The 21,606-nt window shown below is 35.2% G+C and carries 18 protein-coding genes; 17 read left to right on the top strand and 1 reads right to left on the bottom strand.

Annotated features, from left to right (window positions below; all coding sequences use genetic code 11):
- The first annotated feature begins 139 nt into the window (after positions 1-139).
- Both HMPREF1495_RS06615 and HMPREF1495_RS06610 read left to right on the top strand, forming a co-directional pair.
- On the top strand, positions 140-1,057 hold the full coding sequence (locus HMPREF1495_RS06615; protein ID WP_034213087.1) for an N-acetylmuramoyl-L-alanine amidase family protein: 918 nt from the start codon (positions 140-142) through the stop codon (positions 1,055-1,057).
- Positions 1,058-1,187: 130 nt separating this feature from the next.
- Positions 1,188-2,015 carry a hypothetical protein gene (locus tag HMPREF1495_RS06610; RefSeq protein WP_034213086.1) on the top strand — a complete coding sequence of 276 codons (828 nt, stop codon included), beginning with the start codon at positions 1,188-1,190 and terminating at the stop codon, positions 2,013-2,015.
- A 464-nt stretch (positions 2,016-2,479) separates the two neighbouring features.
- Here HMPREF1495_RS06610 and HMPREF1495_RS06605 read toward each other — a convergent pair whose 3' ends face one another.
- A complete protein-coding gene (locus HMPREF1495_RS06605; RefSeq protein ID WP_034213084.1) occupies positions 2,480-3,730 on the bottom strand; it encodes an immunity 26/phosphotriesterase HocA family protein in 1,251 nt (416 codons plus the stop codon).
- A gap of 378 nt (positions 3,731-4,108) precedes the next feature.
- On the opposite strand from HMPREF1495_RS06605, the gene HMPREF1495_RS06600 reads away from it, so the two are divergent.
- The 15 genes from HMPREF1495_RS06600 to HMPREF1495_RS06530 all read left to right on the top strand — a co-directional run bounded on the left by HMPREF1495_RS06600 (position 4,109) and on the right by HMPREF1495_RS06530 (position 21,602).
- A complete protein-coding gene (locus HMPREF1495_RS06600; RefSeq protein WP_034213082.1) occupies positions 4,109-5,347 on the top strand; it encodes a CpaF family protein in 1,239 nt (412 codons plus the stop codon).
- The gene (locus HMPREF1495_RS06595; protein WP_034213079.1) at positions 5,347-6,150 is read left to right on the top strand and encodes a type II secretion system F family protein; all 804 of its coding nucleotides are present in this window, start codon (positions 5,347-5,349) and stop codon (positions 6,148-6,150) included. Before HMPREF1495_RS06600 ends, HMPREF1495_RS06595 begins: the two co-directional genes overlap by 1 nt.
- Positions 6,151-6,154: 4 nt before the next feature.
- Positions 6,155-7,009, top strand: coding sequence for a type II secretion system F family protein (locus tag HMPREF1495_RS06590; RefSeq protein ID WP_009662341.1), 855 nt, complete (start codon positions 6,155-6,157; stop codon positions 7,007-7,009).
- 65 nt (positions 7,010-7,074) lie between these two features.
- Complete coding sequence (locus HMPREF1495_RS06585; RefSeq protein WP_007593238.1) at positions 7,075-7,311, top strand: Flp1 family type IVb pilin; 237 nt, start codon at positions 7,075-7,077, stop codon at positions 7,309-7,311.
- Positions 7,312-7,333: 22 nt separating this feature from the next.
- Positions 7,334-8,020 (top strand): TadE/TadG family type IV pilus assembly protein, encoded by a 687-nt coding sequence (locus tag HMPREF1495_RS06580; protein ID WP_034213077.1) that lies wholly within the window; start codon positions 7,334-7,336, stop codon positions 8,018-8,020.
- A gap of 4 nt (positions 8,021-8,024) precedes the next feature.
- Positions 8,025-11,858 (top strand): DUF5702 domain-containing protein, encoded by a 3,834-nt coding sequence (locus HMPREF1495_RS14075; RefSeq protein WP_034213075.1) that lies wholly within the window; start codon positions 8,025-8,027, stop codon positions 11,856-11,858.
- A gap of 29 nt (positions 11,859-11,887) precedes the next feature.
- On the top strand, positions 11,888-12,721 hold the full coding sequence (locus tag HMPREF1495_RS06570; RefSeq protein WP_034213073.1) for a hypothetical protein: 834 nt from the start codon (positions 11,888-11,890) through the stop codon (positions 12,719-12,721).
- 45 nt (positions 12,722-12,766) lie between these two features.
- The gene (locus tag HMPREF1495_RS06565; protein WP_034213071.1) at positions 12,767-14,080 is read left to right on the top strand and encodes a hypothetical protein; all 1,314 of its coding nucleotides are present in this window, start codon (positions 12,767-12,769) and stop codon (positions 14,078-14,080) included.
- Positions 14,081-14,092: 12 nt separating this feature from the next.
- Complete coding sequence (locus tag HMPREF1495_RS06560; RefSeq protein ID WP_034213070.1) at positions 14,093-14,722, top strand: prepilin peptidase; 630 nt, start codon at positions 14,093-14,095, stop codon at positions 14,720-14,722.
- Between the two features lie 9 nt (positions 14,723-14,731).
- Positions 14,732-16,024: a WG repeat-containing protein gene (locus HMPREF1495_RS06555; RefSeq protein WP_034213068.1), complete on the top strand. Its 1,293-nt coding sequence runs from the start codon at positions 14,732-14,734 to the stop codon at positions 16,022-16,024.
- A 10-nt stretch (positions 16,025-16,034) separates the two neighbouring features.
- Complete coding sequence (locus tag HMPREF1495_RS06550; protein WP_034213066.1) at positions 16,035-17,093, top strand: ATPase AAA; 1,059 nt, start codon at positions 16,035-16,037, stop codon at positions 17,091-17,093.
- A 9-nt stretch (positions 17,094-17,102) separates the two neighbouring features.
- Entirely contained in the window at positions 17,103-18,494 is a 1,392-nt protein-coding gene (locus tag HMPREF1495_RS06545) for a DUF6382 domain-containing protein (RefSeq protein WP_034213064.1), read from the top strand.
- A gap of 3 nt (positions 18,495-18,497) precedes the next feature.
- Complete coding sequence (locus HMPREF1495_RS06540) at positions 18,498-19,256, top strand: PP2C family protein-serine/threonine phosphatase (RefSeq protein ID WP_034213062.1); 759 nt, start codon at positions 18,498-18,500, stop codon at positions 19,254-19,256.
- Positions 19,257-19,266: 10 nt separating this feature from the next.
- A complete protein-coding gene (locus HMPREF1495_RS06535) occupies positions 19,267-21,246 on the top strand; it encodes a protein kinase domain-containing protein (protein WP_034213060.1) in 1,980 nt (659 codons plus the stop codon).
- Entirely contained in the window at positions 21,246-21,602 is a 357-nt protein-coding gene (locus HMPREF1495_RS06530) for a hypothetical protein (RefSeq protein WP_007593218.1), read from the top strand. The genes HMPREF1495_RS06535 and HMPREF1495_RS06530 overlap by 1 nt, the downstream gene beginning before the upstream one ends.
- The last annotated feature ends 4 nt before the right edge of the window (positions 21,603-21,606 follow it).

The raw sequence follows: 21,606 nt of genomic DNA, 5'->3' as shown, positions 1-21,606 counted from the left end.
GTTTTATAAACTATTAGAAAATATATTTTTTGGCTATATCACTTTCTTCTTCATAGATGTCTCAGTATTGACTTGTTTTAGTTACTAAGTAAGATATATGTATGAATAAGTAAGGCAGGTAGGGCTGAAAGGAGTATTTATGAAGAAACTATTTTTATTAACAGCTGCTTTTTCTGTGATGATGTGCTTTAATGCATTTGCTTTTACATCAAGCAATCCTGATGTCACAATAAAGAGCGGAGATACGGGAAGGACTTACACTTGGACCTCACCGCTTGGAACAGAGATAACCATGCCGGTTATTACGAAAGATGCTGTTCTTAGTATGAATAGAGGTGACTCAGATTATATGGATACATATTTCTATGATCCTTCAGGGGCAATTAATAAAGAAAATAATATTATTATGTTTAACTACAAAAAATCGTCTTTTGCACTTGCTCCATTGTCTCTCTACAAGGAAACAGAGTATTCGCCGCTTACAATACGCAGTTATAATATTGGTGATCCTATATTAAAAAGAAGTTCATATAAAGTATATACCGGACAGGATGTTATAATATCTTTTTCTAAGATTACAGGTAGTAACGCTGTACTCCCATATGAATTTGAGGGAAGCTACTTCAATGAAAAAAATGCAAATAGAGTGGGTTACTTTTATGTAGATATGGGTTCATCTTCAAATACATCATCTCAGGGTTGGGAAAACACTGATAGAGGATGGAAATATAAAGAGTCTAACGGAAGCTATGTAACTAATACATGGAAGCAGGTTGACGGCATATGGTATTTCTTTGACGGAGAAGGACATATTGCTACAAGCTGGAGACAAATAGACGGAGCCTGGTACTTCTTTAATGCAAGCGGAGCAATGCTTACAGGTTGGGTACAGTCAGGAAATGACTGGTATTACATGAATCCTTCAGGTGCTATGGCTACAGGCTGGGTACAGTCAGGAAATGATTGGTACTATATGAGTCCGTCAGGAGCAATGCTAAGCAATACAACTACCGCAGACGGCTATAGACTTGATGCTTCAGGAAGATGGGTAAAATAATTCGATACTTTATATCGAGGTAAAATATAAAATTATCGGGAGCAGGGGAAGGAAAGCTTCTCCTGCTCTTTTAATATAATCGGGAGGATGCCTTTTAGGCGAAAGTTAAGAAGATGAAGAATGTAAAAAAATGTTGCTTATTGGTGTATTGGCTACAGCAAGTATTATCGGAACCGGATGTGGCAAGTCTGATACAAGTACAGGAAGTACTGCAAGCAGTGAAACTACTTCAAAAGAAAGTAAGGTTGAAGAAACCAAACAAAAGTCTACTAAGAAAAAAGAGTTTGAATATGGTAAGACGCTTGGGACTATAGGCGGAATGGATCTTATGGCAGACCGTGAGTTTCCTAAGGCTGGGTATTTTCCTGCAGGTGCCGGTAGTATATTAGGTTTTGAAGAGAATAAGGGTGAACTTGCTTCCTGTTCTTATCAACGTGAATGTACTGATAAAACATCTGCGGAAGAAATATGGCATGTAGAATACAGTGAGGATTTGGAAAAAATCCCCGGAATATTAAAAGGGTTGAAGGGTGTATGGGATGATTTTGTAGTAGATCATAGATTTTTTTATATGTACTCTGCACAACAGTATGAATTGATTGTAGATAATACTGAAAAGGTTACCTATAACGGTGTAGACTTTATAAAAGAGGAAGGGCATATAGATGTAACAAGAAAAGATCCTTCTGATACTGATCACCCTGAACTGGTTAGGGGCAAATATATAGCATATTATTATTTCAGTCCTGAAGGTGCCGGTTCAAATCCTGCCGATGACCTTAATGGCTATGGAATGGGAATGGCAATCTGGGTTGTAAGACCTGTAGATATGTCGGATGAAGCTGAAGCAAAGACTATGGAAGAAAACTATGAGAAACTGAAAAAATCAACAACAGCTTCTATGGAGACATTGATAAGCTTAGATGAGTACTGGAAGATTCATAAAAAAGCCTATTAAAATATTCCGGATAAATAGTCTTGATTTAAGCAGTTTTATCTGACCACACTAAGGAGCAAACATACTTATGATTTTTTGCGGCGTATATAGCACTTCTAAGTATTATGAATGTATACAGGGCATATACTTGTATACAAAATGCTATAGATCAGACTGCAAAGCAGGTGTCCGAATATGCTTATATAGCCAAGAAATTTGGAGTATATAGTACAAAATAAAAATATCCTGACAAATACAAGGCATTTTAGCTTTGTGGTTTTGTCAGGATATTTTTTAAATAACATTTTGTAATATTCTCATAAATTGATAGTTTAGATTATAATTCAAAACTTTTCTTTTGAAATCTATATTATAGGATTTAATATAAATAAACAAATCAGTGGGTGATTGTAAATCAAAAGCAATATACTCAAAGTTTTCTCTCAAATCTCTGTCAGACTATTTAGATAGTTTTATTTCATATATCATAGACCATAATCTTTTCGAATATCGGCAAAGACTTCGTCCACATTTTTAGTTCTTCCGGCTTGCATATCCGCATATCCTTTTTCCAATTCATCATTGAAATGTGATTCTGCCTTCAAATTCTCCTCATAACTCTTATCCGCATCAAGTCCGAATGCTTTAAAAACTTTTCTTTTGAGTTCTATATAATCAGGATTTTTCAAATCAGGTACATTCTTTTTCTTATATTTCTCCCAAAACGGAGAATTTGATTTTGCTTCGATACATTCTTTTAATTTATAAGTATCTATTACAAAACCGATGCCTTCTCTTCTAAGAGTCTGAGGACCTATGTTTAATTCCTTGATAAGCTTCAGATAATTGGACAGAGGAATTTCTTTATAGATAAGTCCATACTGTAGGTATGCAATATCGGGATCTGTAGCGCTTATACTTTCGCTGACTGAAATAAACATATCATTTTCTTCCGGACTCAAAGGTAAATTTCCTAAAATAACGGCTTCACCATAGTAAAAAATGTTATCCATAACAGCCTGTGAAGGCAAAGCATGGCACCTTGATAATTCTTCCAAATCAATATTTTTAGTATCACTTATGTTATGATAGACTTTGATTATTAAAGGCTTTCCCATAAGATGTGCTAAGCCGTAATTTTTATTTTTCTTGAAATTTTCATCCTTGTGCAGCTTGGCGACATCAAGTAAAATTCTACCAAATCCCCACTCTCTTCTTGAGAGTTTAAAAGCAAAGAAATCACCTTCTTTGAACTTGCAATGCTTTCTTTTTGTGCTTTTAAATTCTTCTATTTCTTTTAAATCTTCTTCACCGGTTTCCTTTATCCATTTTTCAAGCCATTTCTTTAGTTTATCAATTGTTATATTTTCATTTTCCGGAAAACTTTCAGAATAGTAAGTCCTCTGTGTGGTATAGTTGGCAATAATAACCTGAGCTGTAGAAAAGGTAAAATAAGTTCCCAAAGGTGAAAAAGATTGAACTGCGGTATAATTAAACTTTTTGATTTTACCTCTTTTAGTTTTTGGAAGTATCATTGTACGGTTTTCTGCCGTCTTTTCATTTAGTTCAGATTCATGATAATAGTTTTCACTGACTGTTATCTCTTTTTTAATAGTATCACCTTCAAAATAGTGATAAATATTGTCATCAAACTTTACAAGTTCCCAGTGCTCTTCTACAGGATTAAGCCCAAGATATTTTCTTTGCTCATTAGTAAGTTCAAATATTAAATTCATTTCATCCTCCGTATTTACCTGTATTATAGCATATTAATAGATTGTAGAATGCAAAATAGGCAATATAAAAACACTCAACAATGTAATTGTATAGCATAATTTACTGTACTAATCTAGCGTTACATGTCAAAAATTATTAAGGTTTTCTTACGCCGAAGCGTAGTCTTTTAGAAGTTAGCACCAAAATTTACAATATATTTTTATATAGTATAGACAATGAATTAAGGTATAAGAAAAAAACATTCACAAAGATGAGAAAGCTATATTGACACTAAACCGTTAGGCCGATATAATCGTGGCATAAAGTTTTTTGCAAATTGTAGTTATTACGTAGAATGGATTAGATATAATTGTATATTATGTTTAAAGGAGAGCAGCATGAACGATTTGGAACGAAAAGCTTTTTTATATCAAGCGAGAGAATACATATCTAAATATTTCGATTTAAGCAGGTTAAAGGACGAAGAGCTTTATTCAAAAATAGAAAAGCTGGTCAGTGAGCAATTGGGCGATGTCTATATTTCAATCAGAGAAAGAGTAAATTTAACAGATGAGCTTTATTCATCAATAAGAGGTCTGGGGCTTCTTGATATGATCATAAAGGATGATGATATTACGGAGGTCATGATAAACGGTACAGACGAGATTTTCATTGAGAGAAACGGAAAGATTGAAAGATTAAATCAGAGTTTTGACAGCCAAAGAAAACTGGAGGATATAATACAGCGTATTGTAGGAAGAGCCGGTAGAGAGGTAAATCAATCAAATCCTATTGTAGATACAAGGCTTCCGGACGGATCAAGAGTGAGCGTGGTTTTACCTCCGGTAGCATTAAAAGGGCCTACTTTAACTATTCGTAAATTCTCAAAGACACCTATGACGGTGGAGCAACTCATAAAATATAAATCCATTACACCACAAATAGCCAAGGTTTTAGAAACATTGGTAAAAGCAAAATACAATATATTTATAAGCGGAGGCACAGGAAGCGGTAAAACCACTTTCTTAAATGCCTTATCAAACTATATCCCGAAGACGGAAAGAGTAATCACGATAGAAGACTCTGCGGAGCTTCAAATAGTTGGTATAGAAAATCTTGTAAAACTTGAGACTAGGAATTCAAACTCTTCAGGAAAGGGAATGATTACAATCAGAGATCTTATAAAGACATCTCTAAGAATGAGACCTGAAAGGATAATAGTCGGTGAAGTAAGAGGTGCCGAGACACTTGATATGTTGCAGGCAATGAATACCGGACATGACGGTTCACTTTCTACAGGACATGCCAATTCTACAAAAGATATGCTTAGCAGAATGGAAACTATGGTACTTATGGGTGCTGAAGGTCTACCTCTTGAAGCTATAAGGCAGCAGATATCTTCGGCGGTGGATATAATTATACATCTTTCAAGGCTTAGAGATCACAGCAGAAAGACTATGGAAATATCGGAGGTTATGGGATTAAAAGACGGTGAGATAGAACTGAATCCCCTGTATGTATTTGAGGAAAGTGAAGAAAGCACCATGGATAAGGTGGTAGGTGAGCTTAAGAGAACAAAGAATCCTTTAAAGAATACATTCAAACTAAAGCTCATGGGATATAAAGGAGTTATTTAATGATAAAAAGAATACTGAAAAGTAAGTCGGATACTTATATAGAAAATCACGGTCTTATGGGGAATGCCGATGACTATCATATATATCATATGAGATTGGTAGATTATCTTGTCGGATTTTCAATTGGATTTGCACTTGGTTTTGTAGTAATTATGGTCTTCTTTAGAATATTTGGCGTTTCTTTAATATCGGGAATTATCTGTGGAATCCCTGCTATACATTTTTTTAGAAAATACAGAAAAGAAAAAAGGCAAAGAGACTTGCTTGTTGAGTTTAGAGATCTGCTTGAGGCACTTACAACATCTTATTCTTCCGGAAAGAATACTATGGAGGCATTTGCGGAAAGTTATCAAGATTTACTAAGTCTTTACGGTGAAAAATCCGATATTGTAAATGAAACCAGAATAATAATAGCCGGGATGACAAATAATATAATTATCGAAGACTTACTAAAGGACTTTGCGGACAGATGTGGACTTGATGATGTTGCAAGCTTTGCGGCCACCTTTGAGTCGGGACTCAGACAGGGCGGAGATATCAAGCAGGTTGTATGGGACAGCAGAAAGATAATCAATGACAAGATAGAAATTGAGATGGAAATAAAGACCATTCTCACTGAAAAGGAAAATGAATTAAACATTATGATGGTAATGCCTATTGTAATAATGATTGCACTTAGCGGAATGGGAACTATGTCTGCGGCGGCAAATACGGCTTTTACAGTGATGGTAAAGATATTTGCAATAGGATTGTTTGCAGGAGCCTATATGATGGGAAGAAGAATAGTGAATATAAGGATGTAAAAATATGATAGTAATGATATTGGTAACAATATTTGCATTGTTTGTACTTTACTTACATTTCAGATTCAGTAAAAAGTTTAAAGATGTATTATCGGGAATACCGGAGGGTGAGTATCCCCTGTCTGACATATATTATATCGGATTTGGACTTATGGAGCTGATACATTTTGATATGAACAGTAAAAATTCAAGAGGAAAGATCAAGCTTATTTCGGAAATATACGGAAAACAATACGGACCTTATTATTTTTATATACTGCGAGGCGGACAGATTACATTCGGAATAGTGCTTACATTACTTATGTTTATGATAACGGGAATAAGCGGAAATTTTAAACTGGTAATAGCCGGAGTGGCGGTAAGCGCAATGATGATATGGTATTTGGATGAATTGTTAAATGACAAGATAAACTCAAGAAGGGATGAGCTTTTAAGGGATTATCCGGGAATGCTCTCAAAGCTTACATTGCTTGTAAATGCAGGTGTGCCTATAAGAGAGGCATGGATGAAGGTGGCAGCCACAAATGAAGGTATTTTATATCAGGAAATGAGAAACACCGCCTTGGAGCTGAGTAACGGAATTCAGGAGGTGGAAGCTTATAAGACTTTCGGAGAGAGATGCTCTATAAAGTCTCTTAGAAAGTTTTCAACGATGATGATACAGAATCTGCAAAAAGGAAGCGGTGAAGTGGTTGTTTTTCTTAGAGATATGAGCAATGAAGCTTGGGAAGAGAAAAAGCATGAAGTAAAAAGAAAGGGTGAAAAGGCAAGCAGTAAATTGATAATGCCGATAGGTCTTATATTTTTAGGAGTACTCATTTTGATAATGGTGCCTATGTTTGCCGGTCTTAGATTTTGATGTTTGAGCTGAAAGTCGACTAAAGCTTTTACATAACTAAAACTTTCAAAGAGAGGAGAAACAAGATGGAAAAAATGTTTGAACTTATTGATCTGTTTTTTATTACACAGACAATGAAACTTAACGGAGCTGTTGAGGCTTTTAAGAAAGAAGAGCGTGGAGCATCCGATATGGTTGCGGTTATGGTACTTATAGTTATCATAATAGCACTTGCAACTTTATTTCACGACAGGCTAAAGGATATAGTCGGTCAAATACTGGATAAACTTAGCGGTTTCGTCAGTACTAACAGTACACCATAAAATATTGAGCCAAGGAGGAGATATGCGAGGTGAAAACAATCGTGGTACTTTGATGGTAGAAGCGGCAATAATATATCCTTTATTCATATTTACTATAATTGCAATGCTTATCTTGGGGCTTTTAAAGCTTGAGCAGACTTTGGTACAGTTTGCCAGTGCAAAGATTGCTTCGCAAGCCGCAAGAGACGGAGCATATCCCGGATACGAAAAATATCTCGCACCGATAAGTGGCGGTATAGATATAGACGTAATGAGTTTTCCGGGTACGGACGGAGTTGACAGTTATTATAAGGAGAGGGAACTCTACGCGGGTTTTTTCAGAAGTAAGGATGAAATCGGAGACGGTTTTGAAGAAAAACTGAATACGCTTTTATATAAATATACCATGGTTAGCGGTTTGAGTGTAGATTCCGATATAGAGTTCACGGGGATAATAACACCTACAGTAAAAGTCAATATCAAGTACGGAATTAAATTGCCTGCCGGATTGGGTAAGGCACTTAAAAGTGTAGGTGTTCCGGAAAAAATTGAGCTTAAGGAATCAAGTTATGCATTCTCCTCCAATGCAACGGAATTTGTCAGAGACATCGACCTGGGAGCGGATCTCATAGATTTCCTTTTAGAGAAATTTAATTTAAAGGAAAGGGTCGATGTCTATGTAAATAAATTAAAGACATTAAGAGATAAACTGGGTGGAACAGGCAGGTGACAATATGAAAATCTTTTATAACAAACATGGTTCACTGACCATATTTATGTCACTTATCTTAACAGTGGTTATAATATTTACCACTGTTTTGGTTGATGGCGGCAGAATAATACTTGCCGGAAATATAGTATCAGGTGCCGGAGATATGGCACTCAATGCAGGATTAACATATTATAATTCGGTATTACAGGACACATACGGACTGTTTGCCATTTCTAAGAATATGACTGAATTACGAAATAATCTGGAAGTATATTTTGATGCCACATTAAAAAGCAACGGCCTGCATGATCAAGGCCTGGTAAAAGAGCTTGTTGATATTGCATTATCAGGAAGCGGTGGAAACGAAATTTCAGATATTATGCAAATGAAGCTGACTGACGGAAGTTTTGAGGTAAGTCAGGCGGCAGGTGCAAATCTTTCCAATGCAAATGTGCTTAGGGCACAGGTGCTTGATTATATGAAATTCAGAGCACCGGCGGTGATAGGGTATGGATTTTTAGAGAAGATGAATATCTTAAAATCATTACCGGACCAACAAAAGGTATTGGAAAACAAAAGAGATTATGAAAAAAAACTAAAGGACATTCAAGATCTTTGCTTAAGAATATATGCTCTTTCAAGAGAATATGAGGATTATTTGATAAATCCGACAGGAAATTTTAAGACTCCAAAGGAGATAAAGGATGATATTTATGTCTTGGGAGACAATAACTTTCAATATGCTACAAGAGATGCACTGGCATATGTACAGGTGGAAAAGCTGTCAAAACTTGAGCAGGATAAATATTGGCGTAACAGTAACAATAATGCACAAGGTGGTGATATTCATTATTCAATGGAAAATTTTGAAAATGATATAAGTGAATTGAAAACAGACTTTCATATGGTTACAAGTTCTTTGTCATATGTAGATTGGATGTCAACGCCAAGAGGGAATGCCACTTTAGAGTACAATAGATTCGGCAATTATGTAAATTATTATAATCGGTATAAGACTGAGGTATATGAATTTCAAACTGTAGTTAAAAGGTTTAATCTTGCACAGGAGCATTACGAAAGTGAGAAAATAAGAATAAACGGTGATATTGCAAGTTATATAAGTAAAAGTGATGAAGAGAATGACTACAGCTCGGAAATTACAAGATTAGAAGCAGAATTAAGAGATTTGGAGGCGGATTGGAAAAATATCAAGGAATGGTATGATAAAAAGTTCGTCGGTGATTGGGAACAAACAGGTGTAAATGAAGTTGTACCTGACAATTACGGGAGTTCGGAGCTCTCAAGCGCACCTCTCGGTCCAAACTATAATGTAAACAATCTGAGAGATAAGTACATGAAAGATCTTAGAAATGATATTAAACTTCTTGCCACACCTCAAATGAGGACTGCAAGAGAGTACTATCTTTGGTTTACAGGACTTAAAGAGAAAGCTGAAGGTGTTCGAGGTGAGCTCTTAAAACTTAAAACATCGGCTAAGGAACTGAAAGATATAGCCAATAACTGGGATATAAATATCGGCAATATGGCGGAGTCGGGTGTAAAAAATGATATGCGTCAGGACTATAATACCAAGACAAAGGCTGTTATTGAAGGTTATGTCACTGAAATGACAAAAATATTTGAGAGATCTATAGATTATTCAAATAAGGTTATAGCAAATTTGGAAAAATATGAATATGCGGGAATACATCCGGCTACTTCAGATGATACGGATGACGGTTGGGTAAACAACATAATATTATATGTATCCGGATTGACAAATACGGATACATTGACTACAAACAGTGAAATTGAGTCAAAGCAGGAAGCATTACATACATTGGGAGCTTATATTCCTACAGAAGACAGCAGACTTGTATTCCTGGATTTTGAGAACAGTATTCCTTCCAAGATACAAAAGGTGGTTGAAATTACCGAAGAGGAAAAGGGATATAAAGTAGTTGATTCGGAATTTGGATACATAAATCCAAGACTGCGAAACTATATTGGAGTAGAGTGCTATGATATGGATTCAGTAACTTCCGGTATGACAGATACAGACGGAAAGTACTATGTAGATCCGCTTTTTGCATTTCTTGAAAGAAACAGTGTTGCGACAAAAACTGAAGGTGATTCGGAGCAGAAAAACAAGAGAGATGAGATGATTAACGGCTCACATGTTGATAATACTCCGGAACCTGTGCAAATAAGTACGGTAAGAATAGCTGATGTAATGAATATAGGTGCTCAGGCGGCACAGATAATGAATTCAAATACAATGGAAACACTTCAAAGCGGTGGTGATAAGAAATTGGCTGACAATGCTTTGAAGGCCTCAAAAGAAGCTGTTTCGGGATTTGACAGAATCGGAGACATACTGGTAGGTGGAAGAGATAAGCTATATCTTATGGCATATACCACTACAATGTTCAGCTGCTATACGACAAACAGGGAAGAGAGTGGAATCACAAATGAAAAGACTTTGTCGGGAGTGCCTTTCAGTGAAAAGAACAATGAAGCTTACAGAGCTGAGCAGGAGTATATACTTCTTGGTAATCCTAAATTGAATGAAAATGTGTCTGGTGTACAAACAAGAATATTCGGTATAAGACTTTTGTTAAATTTAATATATGCGTATACAAGTGACAGTGCTCTAAGAAATGAGACATTTGCAATGGCTACGGCCATAGCAGGCTGGACAGGATTCGGAGTTCCGATAGTTCAGAATGTATTACTGATTGCGGCGGCATTGACTGAAAGTGCGTTGGATATCAATGACTTGGTGTCGGGAAAGTCGGTACCGCTTTATAAAAATCCGAATGTATGGAGATCAAGATTCAGCGGTATGGCTCAAGCTGTTGCACAGACTGCTGCAAGTCAGCTGTACAAGAAGATGAATGAGTATACGGATGATATGAAAGAGGATTTCAATACTACTCTGGAAGATTATGTAGACAATATGGTGGATACGTCTACAGATACTATTATTACGTCAATACAGACACCCATACAGGAGAAAGTATTATGGTGTATGGCACAGATAGGAGATGCAAGAGACGGACTGGAAGAAAGACTTAAAGCTGCACTAAAGGAAAGCTTTGATCAGATTCAGGCTGATATGGAAGCTGAGGTTTCAACCGGAGGTTTGGTTGCACAGGCAAAGCTTAAGGCATTTAAGACTATTAATACAAATGACAGCCGAGATAAGCTTGTAGAGGCTGTAATGCAGACATCAGGTATTACAAGTGAGAATGTCAATCAGTTAACAGATAGTATAAATGAAAATATCAAAGATTATTTTAAGAAAAGAAAAAAGGGATTAATTGATACCATAAATTCTGTTATTGATAAAACTCAGCTTGAAGAAAAGCTTAAGAACAGTGTAGGAAGTGCTTTGGATGCCGCAAACAGTAATGCACAGGAAGCTATAAATAATAAGATAAATGAGTTCAATAAAGAGTTTGAAGGTGCAGGTGGAGATGCTCTGAGTATAGGAGAGGGAAAGGATAAACTTGAGCTGAACGGTTTTGATAAGACGAAGGCAAGCACTTTTAACATGAGCTATAAAGATTATCTTATGGTTTTTCTGGCTATACAGTATTTATTGGATGAGCAGAGTGTGATTTGTAGAATGGGGAATCTGATACAGACTAATGCAAGTAAGGAAGGTTCACTCTACTATGCAGGAGAGGGATTTTCTATGCAGGAAGCCACAGTTCTTTTACAGGTAGAAGCTAAGACGCAGATAAAACCTATATTTATAAATTTGGATGCATTTAATTTAAAAAATGAAAAATTTAATTTAAAAGGGGAATTTGGATACCCTATAGATTATAAAGGTGTATTGGGATATTAAAAGGAGGTTGGCTATAAGCCAAAAAGAATATGCAGAATATAAAAAGAGTTTTACTTATAGGTGTATTGGCCACAGCAAGTATTATCGTAAGTGGATGTAGTAAGTCGAATACAAATACAGTTAGTACTGAAACCGCTGAAAGTACAACAAAAGAAAGCAAAGTCGAAGAGACAAGCAAAAAGCAGGAAAAGAAAAATAAGTTCGAACATCCTATAACATTGGGAACTATAGGTGGCATAGACCTTATGGCAGACAGTGAGTTTCCTAAGGCAGGTTTTTTTGAAACAAATTGGCTCATATTTGGGTTTAATGAGAATAAAGGCGAACTAGCATCATGCTTTTTTCAACAGCAATGTGTAAGTAAAGAAGATACTGAAATAATTTGGGACATAGAATATAGCGAGAACTTAGAAAAAATACCGCATATAATGAAAGGATTGACGACCCTATGGGATGCTTTTTTAGAAGATGGAAGAATGTACAAAATGTATTCAGATCAACAATATGAAGTAATCGTAGATAATACAGAGAAGGTAACTTATAACGGTGTCGACTTTATAAAAGAGGAAGGTCATATAGATGTAACAAGAAAGGATCCTTCAAATACGAGATTTCCTGAACTTGTAAGAGCCGGATATATAGCATATTACTATTTCAGTCCTGAAGGAGCAGGTGCATATCCTGCCGATGATAATCAGGGATATGGAATGGGAATGGCAATATGGGGTGTAAGACCTGTTGATATGTCAAATGCTGAAGAGGCAAAGACCATGGAAGAAAACTATGAAAAGCTGAAAGAATCAACAACAGCTTCTATGGAAACTCTTATAAGCTTGGATGATTATTGGAAACTGGATAAATAGTTTGAATTTGAGTAGCTTTATCCGGCCACACTAAGGAGCAAACTAATGGATAGATACAGGCAAAGAGGTTTTATTACGGTAGAAGCAAGTCTTATACTTATGATTTTTATTTCATCGTATATTGCCATTTTAAGTATGATTAATGTTTACAGGGCTTATACAAGTATACAAAATGCTATAGATCAAACTGCGAAGCAGGTGTCAGAGTATGCTTATATAGCAAAGAAACTTGGAGTACACAATATAGGACAGGGTGCATCAAGTGAGGCGGGTGAATTTACCGATAAAACAAAGAAAATGCTTAATACCGTACAGGTGTTTTTCAATGCCAGTGCAAACGGTCTGGAAAATGCAACTGATGTGACTTCAAATATATTGGATGAAGGAACTGAGCAATATCCTGAAGATATATTATCTCAAATGAACAGTGTGGGACAGAGTGCACAGGAGATATATGATGCAGGACAGGCTATGCATACTTACGTTACCGACTACTTTTCTGATGAAAAAGCAATTTTTAACGGAATATTGGCGGTTATAAAAGACGGTGCATATGATGCTGTGAAGTTGGCTGTTGCAATGCCTATAAGCAGAGCCGTTACAAATAAGTACTTACAGAGTTTTCCAAACGGATATTTGGAAAAGTTGGGAGTACAGGGTGGAAAAAACGGGATAAACTATTGGGGCTCGAGTTTCTTTCTGGATATGCAAAGCATTGAAATAAGTGCCACATATAAGATGAGAATACCGTTACCGTTTATAGATAAATTTGATTTTATATTGAAAAATACCGCATCCACCAGAGCTTGGATTGGAGACGGAAGCTTTAATGAGCCCAATGAGGCCGGAGGAGCCGTTGCAGGTGCAGCACTTGAAGACGGTGCTGATGAAATACCGGGTGAAGAAGATAATTTTGACAATGTAACTCCGGTAGTAACACCGAGCAACAGGCTGAATATACCGGCTTCAGTGTGGGATAAGAGTACCAAAGATAGAGGCGAGGAGATAAGCAATTACAATAATACAGTTGTAAAGAGAAATCTGGATTCAAGTATATACAAAAGTATAAGTATATTTAATGAAGAAGAGGGATATATAGCCAGAACTCATAGTATGGATACCGATTTGATAGAGTATCAGGACGGTAAGAAATTTTTAAGTGCGATAAAAAAAGATATGAAAAGACTTAAAAACTTCAGTTGGGAAGGAGATATTACATCTGATAAATATAATAAAAAGTATTATTATCTGGTAGTGAAAAACAAAGAATTGAGTATTGATCAGCAAAAGGCAATAATCCTTGCAACGGAATATGCAAGAGAAAACGGCATGGAGTTGAAATTATATACGACAGAATAGGAGATACAGGTGATGGTGAACTTGATTTTTTGCGTAGTTTTTATGTTGATAACATATGCTGTTACACTGTATATGTACAAGAAAAGGTATGGCAATATTTATTCAAGGCAAAATGTATTTTTGATAATTACATATTTGATTATAGGAATTACTATAGGTATCTTATATAGGATATATGCTTACGATATTTTTAAATCATTTAAGGCTTTGACTGTGATATCCGTCTCCTTAATAATTGCAGGAATTGATTACAGAGAAAAGGTAATACCGAATGAGGCGGTTGTATTTATATTGGGAATTTCCTGTATATTTATTTTGATAAATGTATTTACAAATACAATTGAGGCATTGGCTATATTTATAGATTCTGCTGTAGCAATGATTATCGGTAGCGGACTTTTTGCCATAAGTAAGGCAATCAGTAAAAACGGTGTCGGAATGGGGGATATAAAGCTTGTAGGAGCATTGGGATTTTACTTGAGAACTTATACTTTGATGGGAGTATTGATAGTATCACTTGTATCCATTGCATTATACGGTCTGTTTAAGGTGTTTACCAAAAAAGCAACTACAAAGGATGAAATACCTTTTGCACCTTTTATTGCTTTCGGTGTAACCGCTTGTATGTTACTGGGATTTTAGGAGCTGTATATGACAATGAAAAAAATATTGGTACCTGTAATAATCTTACTGTTGGTACTTGGCTGGGGAAATATAATAGGCGGCAACGCAAGTGAACGTAAAAAATACAATGAATACATTTCAAAAGCCAAAGCTTTGGATGAAAAAGAAATTTATATAGATGCTCTTGATCAGTATAAAAAAGCACTTGAATTTACCAAAGATAAGCTTCCGGTGGAAGAGGCAATTCTTGATGATTATCTTAATTTAAAGAAATATAAGGACTTTGAAAAGCAGGGAAGTATGATCTTGGAAAATTATAATTATCCGAGAGTAATTACAAAAAAGGTCATCGATTACTATATGGAAAGAAAGCAAAATGCAAATGCTCTAAAAGTTGTAAATGCTTATCTTGAAAGACAACCTAATGATGGTGATTTTTTGGAATTGCAGGGTAAGCTTAGAGGAATATATACCGAAATTTACTTTGCCGGAGCTTCTATAGATGAGTACTATAACGGATTTTATGTATTCACAAATGATGATAAAAAGGGCCTTATGAAGTCGGACGGCAGTGAAAAGATAAAGTCTCAATATGATGATATATTACCATATGGCAAGGAGCCCAATTATGCCGCCGTTTGTAAAGACGGTGATTGGTACTATATAGAAAAAAACGGATACAAGAAGCTTTTGCCTGACTTTAAAGTGGATTCACTTGGCGTATTTGGAAACAAGCTGGCTCCTTATAAGACAGGAGAAAAGTATTCTTATATAGACGAGTATGCAAAAAAAGCTACCGAGTTGACCTATGATTTTGCAGGAGGATTTGCAAATAAGAGGGCTGCGGTAAAAAAAGAAGACAAATGGGCTGTTATCAAAAATGATTTTTCACAGGTTACTGATTTTATATATGATGATGTGATAATGGATGATTTCGGATTTGCGACTTCACAGAATGTATATATTGCAAAGCTTGACGGTAAGTATCATATTTTTGATTTGGACGGAAATATGAAGGGAAGCGAAGGCTTTGATGATGCAAAAGCATTTGTATCGGATGATATGGCAGCAGTTAAAATGAAAAATAAATGGTGTTTTGCAAATAAGAACGGTGAAGTTGAGTTAATGACCGAATATAAGAATGCAAAATCTTTTTCAAACGGTTTTGCTGCCGTATATGACGGAAAAAAGTGGGGATATATTAATAAAAAAGCCACAGTAGTTATTGATTTCGGGTTTAGTGAAGCAGGCTGCTTTAACAGTGGCGGTGTGGCAGCTGTGAAGAAGGGAACTTGGAAATTTATTAAGCTTGTAGAATAGGAGGTTTTTAATGAAAATCAGACTGGCTTTAATAGACACAGATGAGGATTACAGAAAAAGATTGTCGGATTTTTATATTAAAAATTATCAGGACAGAATAGAAATATTGACCTTTTCTTCATTAGATTCATTTGAAAATAACAGAGGGAACAAGTCTATAGATGTTATGCTTGTATCTGAAAATATAGAAGATGACTTATCGTCATACAGTGAAAAGATGAGTATGGCATACCTCTCTGACAGGGATTTGATAGAGAGAAAAAACAATATAAAGACAATCAATAAATTCAAGAAGCCTGAAAATATATATAAGGAAATATTGAATGTATTGGCAGACGGTTCAAACGGTGATATTGCATATAAATTTAATGACGGAAATAATACTTTGGTTGAGGTGTTTATGCCGGTAAACGGAGGGGCGGGAGCTACTTCTCTTGCCATAGCCTATGCAAAGAGATTGGCAAGGCGAGGAATACCGACACTCTATTTGAATTTTGAAATACTTAATTCATCCGATATTTTCTTAAGCGGAGAGGGAAATATCGGCTTTGATGAAATCATATATGCAATAAAGAGTAAAAAGCAAAGTGTTTCATTAAAAATAGAAAGCAGTGTTTTAAAGACAAGTGAAGGGCTGAATTTCTTCAATAAATCAAGGACGGCTCTGGATATGCTTGAACTCAGTGATGAAGATATATCGGTACTTATTAAAGAAATAAAGGGAATGGGTAAGTACAGACATATAATTATAGATTGTAATTTCGATCCCGGAAGCAGATTGAATACTTTTTCAAAGTTTGCATATAAGATAGTGTTTGTTTTCGATGATACAAAGCATGGAATCAAGAAAATGTCCGAGTTAAATGAGGCATTACATATTATGGAAAATAATGGAGCTATTGATATAACAAATAAAATAACTCTTATATGCAATAAGGTAGAAGATATTAATAATATTTCAATTCCACAAAACTTGTCTGTAAGAGACTTTGTGAAAAATTATAGTGCAGATAGCAATGATTTGACTGAGATACTGTCAAAGGTTTCATTTTTGGAAAATTTGAGATAGGAGGACCATATGTTTAAGAGGAATGAGACTGAAAAGGATATTGAGCTTATATATTATGTTGCTGAAAATGAAAAAATTGATAATATAAGCATCGGTATGATGAGAAATAATAATATTAAAGGCTTGCTTCCCATAGATATAATCATGCATGATTCAATGACGGAGTTTAAATATAAAACTGAAAAGTTGAAAAATCTGGATGAATATTTGAGCGAAGAACTTACAAAGGAAGAATTGCTGAATGTATTTGAGAACATTTGTAAAGCTTTAACGGATATAGAAGAATATATGCTTGGTGAAGCACAGTTGGTTTTGGAAAATAAATATATTTTTACCGACAACGTAAATATAAAAATGATACTTCTGCCTTTGTATGACAGAAGAAATAATTTAAGTATACTCGAATTCTTTAAAAATTTACTGCTTTATATGATAGTTAAAAATAATAAGGCTGCAAATTTTGCGGTAGATGTAAGTCGGCAACTCTCAGATGAAGAATCATTTTCTATCGAAAAATTCTTACAATTAATATCCCAAATAAAACAAAAAAAACATATTGAAAACTTCGCTATCACAAAGCCGGAAATCAAATCCGAGTTTAAAAAAAGAAGGGTATACAATATTGAGGAGCAACTCGAACAGTTAACTCCTGATAATACCGGTTACAGCAGCGGAACACAGATTTCGGTAAATATGCAATCCCCTGTAAGTGCTTTCAATTCTGTTAATAATAAACCACTATCAAATATTGAATTGGATATGAAACCGGTAAATTCAGAAAAGAAAAAGGGTTTGTTTGGCTTTGGAAAGGTTGAAAAGAAAGAGGAAATTTCAAAAACTCGAGAAAATGATTACCATAAACAAAGCAGTTTTCTTATTCCGGGTAGAGAAGAACCGGTAAATATAGCTACAGTCAACCGGAAAGAATCCAATGATAAAAAAGGATTTTCTCTTTTTGGGAAAAAGAAGGAAAAAGAAGTTTACGTTGTTGATAACAAGACGGAAGCATCAAAATTACATTCAAATAATTTTGCGGAAACCACTGTTTTACAAAATTCAGACCGCTTTGCTGAGACGACATTACTTGGACTTTCTGTAAACGTATTAAACGCATTTCTGATATGGAAGAGAACAGGTGAAAAAATTCTTATAGATAAGTCAAGCTTTAGAATCGGAAGAGAAAAAAGCTATGTTGATTTTTGTATAAATTACAATTCTTCAGTCGGTAGGAATCATGCGGAAATTGTAAGAAAAGACGGATTATTTTTTATAAGAGACTTGAAGTCACTGAATTTTACAATGGTAAACGGTGAAAAAGTATCATCAAGTGTTGAAGTTGAACTTTGGGATAATGACATTATAAGTTTATCAAATGAAGAATTTGAATTTCACATGGTATAAAATATGAATTATTTTTTGGCGGCACAAACCGAAGTCGGATTAAAAAATAGTTGTAATCAGGACAGTGTAATATTAAAGAGAGCCAAATTTAAAGGTGAGGAAGTCTGTATAGGCATAATTTGTGACGGAATGGGTGGACTTTCCTGTGGTGAGTTGGCCAGCAAGAGCATAGCGGAAGCATTTTCAGACTGGTTTTTGTACAGTTACAGTAAATATGAAAGTATCTGGGATGAAAGCAGAATGAGGGAAGATATAGGAAGTATCATAAGTTCTGAAAATGAGGGATTGCTCTATTATGGGAAAGAGCATGGAATATATCTCGGTACAACAATAACTGCTTTTCTTTTGGCAGGAAACAGATTTTTTGTATGGCATGTAGGAGACAGCAGACTATATAAAATATCTTCATCTAAAATAGAGAGACTTACAAATGACCATACGGTTATTGCAAAAGAGGTGGCAGAGGGAAGACTTACAGAAAAAGAAGCAAAAAATGATCCGAAAAGAAATGTACTTTTGCAATGTATCGGAGCATCAGAACGTGTAAAGCCTGATATGTTTTGCGGAGAAGTGAAAAAAGGCGATATTTTACTGCTTTGCAGCGACGGATTCAGGCATGAGATATCTGAAAAAGAGATGTTGAGCTTACTTGGCAGATGCGAAAGTAATAAACTTAATGAGATGATTAAGAGGCTGATATCATTGAATCTTAGGAGAAATGAACAGGATAATATATCGGCGGCATTGGTCAAAGTTCAATAATAGGGGTAATATGTTGGAAATAGGCAGCCTTTTAGACGGAAAGTATAAGATTTTAAATAAAATCGGACAGGGCGGTATGAGTGTTGTTTATTTGGCGATGAATGAAAAGGCAAATAAACAATGGGCCATAAAGGAGATGCGAAAAGAGAAAAACAAAAATTATGAGATTATGAAACAAAGTCTTATAACTGAAACGAATCTCTTGAAAGAATTAAAGCATCCTTACCTACCAAGTATCGCAGATATAATTGAAAATGACGATACCATAATAATAGTAATGGATTATGTGGAGGGTAGGCCTTTATCCGATATTTTGTCTGAGGAAGGAGTTATAGAAGAAGATAAAGTGGCGGATTATGCAATACAGCTTTGTGATGTGCTGGATTACTTGCATTCACAGAATCCTCCGATAATATACAGAGATTTGAAGCCGGCAAATATAATGTTAAGACCTGACGGTAAAATCACTTTGATAGATTTCGGAACGGCAAGAAAATATAACTACGACAGTGTATCGGACACAACATGTCTCGGTACTATAGGGTATGCCGCACCTGAGCAGTTTGCGGGAGAGACTTTAAGACAAACAGATGCCAGGACGGATATATATAATCTTGGTGCAACTATGTATCATCTTCTTACCGGTGTGAATCCTTCAGAGCCGCCATATGAGCTTTATCCGATAAGAAGATGGGATGAGAGTTTGTCAAACGGTCTTGAAAAGATAATTCTCAGAGCCACAAGAAAAGATCCTGACAAAAGATTTAACGATTGTAAAGAAATGTCATATGCACTGCAACATTTCAGAGATTTGGATGATTCATACATAGCAACACAAAAAAAGAAAATATATTTGTTTGCGGTAAGCCTTATTCTCTCTTTTACATTTTTCTCTATGGCTATTGTTGTAAACGGAATGGAGAAAAGGGAAATCTCAAAGGTCTATAACAATTATTTATCTGAAGCGGCTCTTAAAATTGCTTCAGCAGGAAGTGAGAATGTAGTTGATTCTGATATTTTAAAACTTTTCCGAGATGCGATAAATATATCCCCAAACAGTACGGAAGCATATATAAGAATGCTTGATTATTACTGTGATCTTGGGCAGACAAGGAACGGACTTATGGCGATTTCTGCAATGATTGCATCGGGAACAGGTAATTTGGGTAATAATGACGATCTTATGATGAGAATGGGACAGATTTATTTTCTCGGCAACAGTAAGGATACAGAGTTTGATATTGACTATGGAACGGCCGCAAGATATTTTGACAAAGTAAATATAAAGAAATATCCACAGGCAAAATATTATTCTTCTTTAGCAAGATCCTTATCGGAAATAGGTACGGACTGGAACATTATAGTCAAAGATATGAAAAATGTTGATGAGTACCTGAATACAGAAGTAAATGAGGAAGAAAAGGCCGAAATATATATTACATTGTCAAAGATTTACAGAGCAAATGCTTTTGCCATACAGAAGGTGGGTGAAAAACCTTTTGATAAAGCGATAGAACTTTTAAATAAATCCGGTGAGATATTAAACAGCTCCTATATAGACAAGGATTTAAAAGAAAAATATTTACCGGAATTGTATTTCGGATTTGCGGATGCCTACTATAGAAGAGCAAATATTGAACCGGATGAAAAAGAATCAAGAAATGATTTACATGAAGCAGTATCATATTATGAAAGATTTCTGATATTCGCTATGCCTGAACAGACGGTTTTATTTAAAAACAGGGTAGGAGATATTCATAGATCTCTTGGGGAATACAAAAGGGCAGCTGAAGAGTACGAAGATATTATAGAAAAATATCCTGAAGATGCTACGGCTTATATAAGTCTTTCGACTATGTTGTTGATAGATATGAAAGACGTGAATACATCAGCTATGATTTATATGAAGGCGGGGGAATTACCTGATATAGAATTTAATTCCAACTTCGTTTCTTTAAAGAATAAATTGAAAAATATCGGAGGTATCTGATGCATAGAATACTATATTTTAGCGGTTTTTTTTCAGGTGTCATCATGTTGTTTATAAGTATTTTGTTGTGGTTTAAAATGGGAGTAAGAAAGGCATTTAGTGATATTTTAAGTTATGGTTCAAAGAAAAAGTGGGTAGTGGATCAGAAGATGCAAAACACAACCATGCCTCTTAGAAAAATAAACTCAAGGAAATTACCGGCAAAAAGAGGAACACATGATTTCGTTAAAAATAATAAAGATATGGATGAAACAATTCTTTTAGAAAATTATCATGGTCAGATTCTAAATAATCACAATAAAAATACAAATTTTGAAATTATCGAAGAAATTAATTTAATTGCGGGAGGCAGATAGTATT

The sequence above is a fragment of the Lachnoanaerobaculum sp. MSX33 genome (assembly GCF_000512995.1).
Classification (GTDB): domain Bacteria; phylum Bacillota; class Clostridia; order Lachnospirales; family Lachnospiraceae; genus Lachnoanaerobaculum.
This window is presented reverse-complemented; position numbering and strand designations above follow the sequence as displayed.